The 10,476-nt window shown below is 73.6% G+C and carries 2 protein-coding genes; both read left to right on the forward strand.

Annotated features, from left to right (window positions below):
* Positions 1–15 precede the first annotated feature (15 nt).
* On the forward strand, positions 16–4,998 hold the full coding sequence (locus KUM44_RS28535; protein WP_217212442.1) for a non-ribosomal peptide synthetase: 4,983 nt from the start codon (positions 16–18) through the stop codon (positions 4,996–4,998).
* Positions 4,995–10,476, forward strand: a 5,482-nt coding sequence (locus tag KUM44_RS28540) for a non-ribosomal peptide synthetase (RefSeq protein WP_217212444.1), incomplete at its 3' end; no start/stop codon positions are given. The genes KUM44_RS28535 and KUM44_RS28540, both read left to right, overlap by 4 nt.

Below are 10,476 nucleotides of genomic sequence, written 5' to 3' on the forward strand. Positions count from 1 at the left end.
GTCCTCCCCGACTACATGATCCCCAGCACCCTCCTCACCCTCGACACCCTCCCCCTCACCCCCAACGGCAAAATCGACCGCAAAGCACTCCCCGCACCCGACCCCGAAGCCGTCACCACGGGGCTGCTTCCCGCCCGTAACCCGCGCGAGCAGGCGCTGTGCGAGATCTTCGCCGAGGTGCTCGGACTGCCGGCCGTCGGTATCGACGACAGCTTCTTCGACCTCGGCGGCCACTCGCTGCTCGCCACCAAGGTCGCCTCACGGATCCGGTCCCGGCTCGGCGCGGAAGTCTCCATCCGTACGTTCTTCCAGGCGCCGACCGTCGCCGAGCTCGCCACCCGCCTGGACGACGCGGACGCCCCGCTGCGGCCCGCGCTGACCGCGGCGGCCGAGCGGCCCGCCGTACTGCCGCTCTCCCCCGCGCAGCAACGGCTGTGGTTCCTGAACCACCTGGACAACGGGTCCGCCGCCTACCATCTGCCGTTCGCCGTACGGCTGTCCGGCGCCCTCGACGTCACGGCGCTGCACGCGGCCCTCGGCGATGTCGTGGCCCGCCACGAGAGTCTGCGGACCGTCTTCCCCGACGACGGGGGCCGGCCACGGCAGCTGCTCGTGCCGGCCGCCGAGGCGCAGCCCGGCCTGCCGGTCACGGCGACCGGCCGGGACGCGCTGCCCGGGCTGCTGACCGCCGCGGCCGCACGGGGCTTCGACCTGGCGACCGAACTGCCGCTGCGCACTGAGCTGTTCGAGCTCGCGGACGACGAGCACGTCCTGCTGCTCGTCCTGCACCACATCGCCTCCGACGGCTGGTCCGTCGCCCCGCTGGCCCGCGATCTCGCCGAGGCCTACGCTCTGCGCCGCGCGGGTGCGGCCCCCACCTGGGCGCCGCTGCCGGTGCAGTACGCGGACTACACGCTGTGGCAGAGCGAGCTGCTCGAGGCCGTGTCGGACGGGCAACTCACGTACTGGCGCGAGGCGTTGGATGGACTCCCGGAAGAGCTGGAGCTGCCGGCCGACCGGCCGCGGCCCACCGTGCCCAGCCATCGCGGCGGCACCGTCGCCTTCCGCGTCGACAGCGAGCTGCACGCGGCGGTGGGCGAGCTGGCCCGTACCCAGGGCGCGAGCACCTTCATGGTGCTCCAGGCCGCGCTCGCCACCCTCCTGTCGAGCCTCGGCGCGGGCGAGGACATCCCGCTGGGCACCCCGGTCGCGGGACGCACCGACCCCGCGCTCGACGAGCTCGTCGGCTTCTTCGTCAACACCCTGGTGCTGCGCACCGACCTGTCCGGCAATCCGACCTTCCGCGAGCTGCTCGACCGCGTCCGGAACGGCGATCTGGCCGCGTACGCGCACCAGGACCTGCCGTTCGAGGCCCTGGTCGACGCGCTCGCGCCCAGCAGGTCGCTGTCGCGGCAGCCGCTGTTCCAGACCATGCTGGTGCTACAGAACAACGCCGCCGCCGGCCTCGCCCTGCCCGGCCTCGCCGTCGAGACCGTCCCGGTCCGCACGGGCACCGCCAAGCTGGACCTGGCATTCGAACTCACCGAGCGGCACGGGCCCGACGGGACCCCTGCCGGGATCGACGCGGTCCTGGAGTACAGCAGCGACCTGTTCGACGAGGCGACCGCACGGTCCTTCGCCGACCGGTTCGCCCACCTCATCGGCGTGCTCACCGGCGATCCCGACCTTCCGCTCGGCCGTGTCGACGCTCTGCTTCCCGCCGAACGCGAGCGCATCCTCGGCGCATGGGCGGGCCCCGTGCAGGACGTCCATGTGGCCGGGGTGCACGAGCTGTACGCGGCCACGGCGGCGCGGCAGCCCGGGCACCCGGCCCTGGAGTTCGGCGAACAGGTCCTGTCCTACGCCGAGTTGGACGCCCGCGCGAACCGGCTCGCCCACGAGCTGGCCGCCCGCGGCACCGGGCCCGGCGATCTGGTCGCGCTGCTGCTGCCGCGTTCGCCGGAGATGGTCGTCGCGCTGCTCGCCGTGCTCAAGGCGGGGGCCGCGTATCTGCCGATCGACGCCGCGTATCCGCAGGACCGTATCGCGTACATGCTGGCGGACGCCCGGCCCGCGCTCGCCCTGACGATGACCGCCGAGTCCGCCGGCCTGGGCTCCTCGGACGTGCCCCGGCTGCTGCTCGACGACGCGGGCATCCGCGCCGCCGTCGCGGCCCGGCCCGTCCGCGCCCTGACGGACGCCGACCGGACGCGGCCGTTGACCGTGCGCGACCCCGCGTACGTCATCTACACCTCCGGGTCCACGGGACGCCCCAAGGGCGTGGTCGTGGAACACCGCACGGTCGCCGTGATGGTGGCCGACCAGGGCCCGCGGATGGGCATCGGACCCGACACGCGCTGGCTCCAGTTCGCCTCGTACAGCTTCGACGCCGCGACCTGGGAGCTGTCCATCGGGCTGCTGTCGGGCGCCACGATGATCCTGTCGACGGCCGAGGAGCGCGGCCCGGGCGAGCCCCTCGCCGAGCTCGTGGAACGCACCGGCACCACCATGGTCTGCCTGCCGCCCACCGTGCTTTCCGCGTGGCCCGCCGACCGGCCGATGCCGGCGGGTGTGCAGCTGGTCGTGGCGGGCGAGGCATGTCCGCCGGAGCTGGTGGAGCGCTTCTCGCGCGGCCGCGTGATGCGCAATGCGTACGGGCCGACGGAGGCCACCGTGTGCGCCAGCATCAGCGAACCGCTGTCGGGTGCCGTGAAGCCGCCCATCGGATTCCCGCTGCACAACACACGCCTGTACGTCCTGGACGCGCGGCTGCGTCCGGTGCCGCCGGGTGTGACCGGTGAGCTGTACATCGGCGGCGACCAGCTGGCCCGCGGCTATCTGCGGCGGCCGGAACTGACCGCGAACCGTTTCCTCGCCGACCCGTTCGCGACCGCGCCGGGCGGCCGGATGTACCGCTCGGGCGACCTCGTGCGCTGGAACGCCGACGGCAGCCTCGACTACGTGGGGCGCGTCGACGACCAGGTGAAGCTGCGCGGCTTCCGTATCGAACCCGGCGAGATCGAGGGCGTGCTGCTCGCACGGGAGGACATCGCGCGGGCCGCGGTGCTCGTCCGCGAGGACCGGCCCGGTGACAAGCGCCTGGTCGCGTACGTCGTCACGGGCGGTGGTCCCGCGGACGTACGGGAGCTGCGCGCGCACCTCGCCGCCGAGTTGCCCGAGCACATGGTGCCGAGCGCCGTCGTCGTGCTCGACGCCCTGCCGCTCACCGGCAACGGCAAGCTGGACAAGCGCGCCCTGCCGGCGCCCGACTACACCGCGGCCGCCGCGGGCCTGGCGCCCGCGAACGAGCGCGAGGCGGCGCTGTGCCGGGCCTTCGCGGAGGTGCTCGGTCTGGAGTCGGCCGGCGCCGACGCGAGCTTCTTCGACCTCGGCGGCGACAGCATCAGCTCGATCCAACTGGTGGGCAAGGCACGGGAGGCGGGCCTCGCGATCACCGCGCAGGACGTGTTCGTGCACCGCACCCCGCAGGGCCTGGCGCTCGCCGCCGTGACCGCCGGGCGGACCGGGACGGTGGGCGTGGGCGAGGGCACCGGGCCGGTGCCGGCCACGCCGATCACCGCATGGTTCGACGCGATTCCCGGGCCGACCGACCGCTTCCACCAGGCCGCCGTGGTGCAGACGCCCGCAGACGCCTCGTACGAGCGGATCGCGGCCGCACTGCAAACGCTCCTCGACCATCACGACGTGCTGCGCTGGAGCGGCGAAGGCATCCGGGAAGCCGGGGCGGTGCGGGCCGAGGACGTACTGCGCAGGGTCGCGGCCGCCGGTTCCGAGGATCTGGCCGCTCTCGTACGCGAGGAGGCCGAGGCCTCCGTGCGCGCACTCGCACCCCGCGAGGGCGATGTCCTGCGGGCGGTATGGCTGGACGCCGGCGCGAGGCGGCCCGGCAGGCTGCTGCTCACGCTGCACCACTTGGTGGTGGACGGGGTGTCCTGGCGGATCCTGCTGCCCGACCTCGTCCAGGCGTACGAGCAGCCGCAGCGGCCCCTGGCCCCCGTGGGCACGTCCTTCCGGCAGTGGGCGCACCTGCTGCACGAGGAGGCCGTGCGGGCGCATCGCCGGGCGGAACTGCCGCTGTGGCAGGAGACGCTCGCCCAGGACGAGCCCCTGCTCGGCGCACGGCCGCTCGACGCGGCGCAGGACACCGTGGCCACCGTGCACCGGCTGCGGCTCGAACTGCCCGCCGCGTACACGGCTGAGCTCCTCACGACCGTCCCGGCCGCCTTCCATGCCGAGATCAACGACGTACTCCTGACCGCGCTCGCGCTGTCCGTCGCCCACTGGCGGGGTGGGCGCGGTGAGGCGCAGGACGTGCTGGTCGACCTCGAGGGGCACGGGCGCGAGGCGCTCGTGCCGGGCGTCGATCTGACCCGCACGGTGGGCTGGTTCACCAGCACGCACCCGGTGCGCCTCGATGTGGGCCTGTGCGACTGGGACGAGGTCTGGGCGGGCGGGCCCGCGCTGGGGCAGGCGCTCAAGGAGGTCAAGGAGCAGCTGCGCCGGGTGCCCGACCACGGCATCGGCCACGGACTGCTCAGCCGCCTCGGCCCGGAGACGGCGCCGGTGCTCGGCGCGTACCCGGCGCCGCAGCTGGGCTTCAACTACCTGGGCCGGATGGCCCTTCCCGGGCCCGCCGACTGGCAGCTCACGCCCGAGTCCCTGGACGTCGCGGCCGGCGCCGACCCGGACATGCCGCTGCCGCACGCGCTCGGGGTCAACGCGCGCACCGAGGACCGCGCCGACGGGCCCTGCCTGATCGCCGACTGGGCCTGGGCGGGACGCACGGTCGCCGACGTCGACGCCGAGACGATCGCGCACGGCTGGTTCCGGGCGCTCAAGGCGCTGTCCGTGCACGCCTCACGGCCCGATGCCGGCGGCTTCACACCATCGGATCTGGGGCTCGTCGAGGGCCTTGAGCAGGACGAGATCGACGAGTTCGAGAACGAGTTCGCACACGAGTGGGGGACCGAAGAATGAGCACGACCGCACGCGGGAAGCAGGCGAAGGGGCCACAGTCGCCAGGGGGCCTCAGCGACGTACTGCCGCTGACGCCCCTACAGGAGGGCCTGCTCTTCCACGCCGTGTACGACCGGCAGGAACTCGATGTGTACGCGGTCCAGCTCGTCCTCGACCTCGAAGGACCGCTCGACCGCGGCGCTCTGAAGGCCGCCGCGGCGGGCCTGCTGGCCCGGCACCCGAATCTGCGGGCGGGCTTCCGGTACCGCAGGAACGGGCAGCCGGTCCAGCTGATCCCGCGCGAAGTACCGGTCCCGTGGCGGGAGTTCGAGGCTCCCGAGGACCTCGAAGCGCTGACGGACCGGGACCGCACCGAGCCCTTCGACGTGGGCCGTCCGCCGCTGATCCGCTTCACCCTGATCGGCACGGGCTCCGGCCGCCACCGGCTGCTCGTCACCTGCCATCACATCCTGCTCGACGGCTGGTCGATGCCCCTGCTCCTGTCCGAGCTCTTCACCGCGTACGCCGCCGGGGGCCATGCCTCCGTGCTGCCCGCGGTCACCTCGTACAAGAGCTATCTGTCCTGGCTGAGCCGGCAGGACGAGCAGGCCGCGGCGGCGGCCTACCGGGAGCTGCTCGCCGGTCTGGAGGAGCCCACGCGGCTCGTGCCGGCGCCGCCGGGACGTGCGCCGGTGCTGCCCGAGCAGCACATCGCCCGGCTCGACGCCTCGGCGACCGCGCGCCTGACCGAGTGGGCCCGGGCGCACGGCGTGACGCTGTCCAGCGTGTTGCAGGCTGCCTGGGCGGTGGTGCTCGGCGCCCTGACCGGGCGCGACGACCTGGTGTTCGGCACCACGACCTCGGGGCGTCCGGCGGAGATACCGGGCGTCGAGTCGATGGTCGGCCTGTTCATCAACACCCTTCCCGTACGCCTGCGGACACCCGCGTCGAGCACCCTCGCGGACCTCGTCACGGCGGCCCAGGAACAGCACACCGCGCTGCTGCCGCACCAGCATCTGGGCCTGTCCCGGATCCAGCAGGACGCGGGGCACGGTGAGCTCTTCGACACCGTGATGATCTTCGAGAACTACCCCCTCGACCCGGACGCCCTGCGCACGGCCGTACCCGGTCTGACGGTCACGGGCATCAAGGGCCGCGACGCCACGCACTACCCGCTGTCGCTGCTCGTGCTGCCGGGCGAGGAGCTGACGCTGCGGCTCGACCACGCGCCGGACCTGGTCACCGCCGAGGAGGCGGCCGCCCTCGCCGGGCGGGTGCTCCGACTCCTGGAGGTCCTTCCGGTCCAGGCCCAACTACCGCTCTCCCAGCTGGAATTGCTCGCCCGCGAGGAGCGGGCGACGCTGCTCGGCGCGTACAACGACACCGCCCGTTCCCACCCGCGCCACGCCCTGCGGGCGCAGCTCGCGGAGCGCGCCGCGGCCGCTCCACACGCCCCGGCGCTGCGCTGCGGGAGCGAGCGCCTGAGCCATGCCGAGCTGGACGCCCGCGCCGGCCGGCTCGCCCACGAGCTGGTGTCCCGCGGCACCGGTCCCGGGGCGCTCGTGGCCATCGCGCTGCCCCGCTCGACCGATCTGGTCGTGGCGACGCTCGCGGTCGTCAAGGCGGGCGCCGGCTATCTGCCGCTCGACCCCGACTATCCGGCCGACCGCATCGGCTACATGCTCGACGACGCGGACCCCGCCCTCGTCCTCACCACGACCGGCGTCGCGGCCGCGCTGCCCGCGGTCACCGAGCGTGCGCACCTGACCCTGGACACGGCGGCCGCTCTGCTCGCCGAGCGGCCGGCCGGCCCGGTGGACACCGCGGACCCGGACCCGCTGGAGACCGCGTACACGATCTACACCTCCGGCTCGACCGGACGCCCCAAGGGAGTTGTCGTCCCGCAGGGCGCACTGATCAACCTCGTGCACGACATGGCCGAGCGGTTCCGTATCGACGGCGGCGACCGCTTCCTCTCGGTCACCACGTTCGGCTTCGACATCTCCAATCTGGAGATCTTCGTGCCGCTGCTCACCGGCGCCGAACTGGTCATCGCCGAGCGCGACACCGTACGCGACCCGGCCGCGCTCGCCGCTCTGATCACCGGTAGCGACGCCACGGTCATGCAGGCCACTCCGACGCTGTGGCACGCCCTGGTCACCGAACACCCGGAGAGTCTGGCCGGGCTGCGGATCCTGATCGGCGGCGAGGCCGTGGGCGAGCCGCTCGCCGACGCGCTGCGGGCCGCGTCCCGCGAGGTCACCAACGTGTACGGGCCCACCGAGACCACGATTTGGTCGACCGCCGCCACGCTGGACGGCGAGCGCCCGGGCGTGCCGCCGATCGGCCGGCCCATCGCCAACACCCAGGTCTACGTGCTCGACGACGCGCTGCGGCCCGCGCCCGCGGGGGCGATCGGCGAGCTGTACATCGCCGGTGACGGGGTGGCGCGCGGCTATCACGGGCGGCCCGGACTGACCGCGACCCGCTTCGTGCCCGACCCGTTCGGTGCGCCGGGCAGCCGGATGTACCGCACCGGGGACGTGGTGCGCTGGGGCGCCGACGGACAGATCGAGTACATCGGGCGCGCGGACCACCAGGTCAAGATCCGCGGCTTCCGGATCGAGCTCGGCGAGATCGAGTCCGCCCTCGCCGCACACCCCGAGGTGTCGCAGGCGACGGTCCTGGCGCGCGAAGGCCTGCCCGGGGAAACGCAGTTGGTGGCCTACACCGTCGGCACGGCCGCTCCGGCCGCGCTGCGTGCGCACCTGGCCCAGGGTCTGCCCGCGCACATGGTCCCCGCCCTGTACGTGGCGATGGACGCGCTGCCGCTCACCGCGAACGGCAAGGTCGACCGCAAGCTGCTGCCCGCACCCGCCCAGGGCCCGCGCACGGCGGCCCGCACGCCGCGCTCGCCGCAGGAGCAGCTCCTGTGCGAGGTGTTCGGCGAGGTGCTCGGGCTGCCCGGACCCGCCGGGCCGGACGACTCGTTCTTCGAACTCGGCGGGCACTCGCTGCTCGCCACGCGGCTCACCGGCCGGATCAGGGCGGCGCTGGGCGCCGATCTGCCGGTCCGCGCGGTCTTCGACGCGCCGACCCCGGCGGCCCTCGCGGCCCGCGTCGCGGACGCCGGCTCCGGCGCGGCCCGGCCCGCTGTGGTACGGGCCGTGCGCCCGGAGGTGCTCCCTCTCTCCCCCGCCCAGCAACGCCTGTGGTTCCTCGGGCAGTTGGAGGCCGGCAACCCGGCGTACAACATTCCGGTGGCCGTCCGCCTGAAGGGCGCCCTCGACGTGGCCGCGCTGCACACGGCGCTGCGGGATGTCGTCGTACGGCATGAGGCGCTGCGCACCCGCTACCCGGACACGGACGGGCGCCCGCGCCAGGAGATCGTGGCCACCGATGCCGTACGGGTGGACCTGCCGGTCTCCGTACTGAGCGAGGAGGCCGTGCGTGCGGCGGCGCGGCGCGGCTTCGACCTGGCGGCGGAACTGCCGCTGCGGGCCGAGCTGTTCCGGCTGTCCGACGAGGAGCACGTGCTGCTGCTCGTCGTGCACCACATCGCGGCCGACGGCTGGTCCGTGGGCCCGCTCGGCACCGATCTGGCGCAGGCGTACGAGGCGCGGCGCGCGGGCGGGGCCCCGGTGTGGGCGCCGTTGCCGGTGCAGTACGCGGACTACACGCTGTGGCAGCGGGAGCTGCTCGGCGTCGCGTCGGACGAGCAACTCTCCTACTGGCGGGCGGCATTGGACGGTCTGCCCGAGGAGCTCGAGCTCCCTGCCGACCGGCCTCGCCCGTCCGCCCCCACCCACCGGGGCGGACAGGTGGAGTTCCGTATCGACGGCGCTCTGCACGCGGCGGTCGCCGAGCTGGCGCGCGCCCAGGGCGCCAGCACCTTCATGGTGCTGCACGCCGCGCTCGCCACGCTGCTGTCCAAGCTGGGCGCGGGCGACGACATCCCTCTCGGCTCGCCCGTCGCGGGCCGTACGGACCCGGCGCTCGACACACTCGTGGGCCTGTTCGTGAACACGCTCGTGCTGCGAACGGACCTGTCCGGCAATCCGACCTTCCGAGAGCTCCTCGACCGCGTACGCGCCACGGATCTGGCCGCGTACGCGCACCAGGACCTGCCGTTCGAAGCCCTGGTCGACGCACTCGCGCCGACCCGGTCGCTGTCGCGGCACCCGCTGTTCCAGACGATGCTGACACTGCACAACACACCGGACACCGCCGTGCAGTTGGCCGGCCTCCAGTCGCAGCCGCTGCTCATCGGCACGGGGACGGCGAAGGCCGATCTGGCCTTCGAGCTCTTCGAGCGGCGCACGGACGAGGGTGCTCCGGACGGGATCGACGCGGTCCTGGAGTACAGCAGCGACCTGTTCGACGAGGCGACCGCGCGGTCCTTCGCGGACCGTCTCGCGCATCTGCTCGGCGCTTTGGTCGGCGCCGCGGACCGGCCGGTGGGCGAGGCCGAGGTGCTGCTGCCGGGGGAGTCGGCGGCGGTGCGTGCGGCGTGGGGCGCGACGGCGGTCGAGGAGACGTACGCCGGGGTCGTGGAGCGGGTGCGGGCGCGGGCCGCCCTGGAGCCCGGGAAGATCGCGGTCCAGGATCCGGGCGGGTCAGCCACCTATGGCGAACTGGTCGCTCTCGCTTCGGCGTTGAGCCGCCGGCTGACCGCGTCAGGTGTCGGCCCCGGCTCGCGGGTGGCGATGCTGTGCGAGCCCGGGGTTCCCTTCGTGACCGGGATCCTCGGGGTGCTCGGGGCGGGGGCGGCCTGGGTGCCGCTCGATCTGCGGGCACCCCAGGCGCGTACGGCCGCGCTGCTCGATGACAGCCGGGCCGATGTGCTCTACGTCGGGCCGGGACAGGCTGATACGGCTGCGCAGATCCTCGGTGTCTCCGCGACCAGCCCTCTTGTGGTCGCCTGGGACGGCACGCTGGACGACGCATTGCTCCCGCCGGCCGGTGGCGCCGACGACCTGGCGTACATCATCTTCACCTCCGGCTCGACCGGACGCCCCAAGGGCGCCATGGTCCACCGCGCCGGCATGGTGAACCATCTCCTCGCCAAGGTCGACGACCTGCACATGACCGCCGGTGACGTGGTGGTCCACAACGCCCCCGTCACCTTCGACATCTCCGTATGGCAGATGCTCTCCCCCCTCATCGTCGGCGGCCGCCTGATCGTCGTCGACCGGGACACCGCGGCCGACCCCCAGGAACTCTTCGGGCGGATAGCAGCCGACAACGTCACCATCCTCGAAGTCGTCCCCTCCCTCCTGCGCGCCGCCGTCGACTCCTGGAGCAACGGCCTGGAGCGTCCCGAACTCGCTCCACTCACCCATCTGCTGGTGACCGGCGAGGCACTTCCCGCGGACCTGGCGCGCGAGTGGCTGGCCCTGGCGCCCGGTATCCCGCTGGTGAACGCCTACGGACCCACCGAGTGCTCCGACGACGTCACCCACGCCATCATCACCCCGGACACCCCGCTAGACACCCGCG

The organism is Streptomyces sp. AC550_RSS872 (genome assembly GCF_019049285.1).
Taxonomy (GTDB): Bacteria; Actinomycetota; Actinomycetes; order Streptomycetales; family Streptomycetaceae; genus Streptomyces.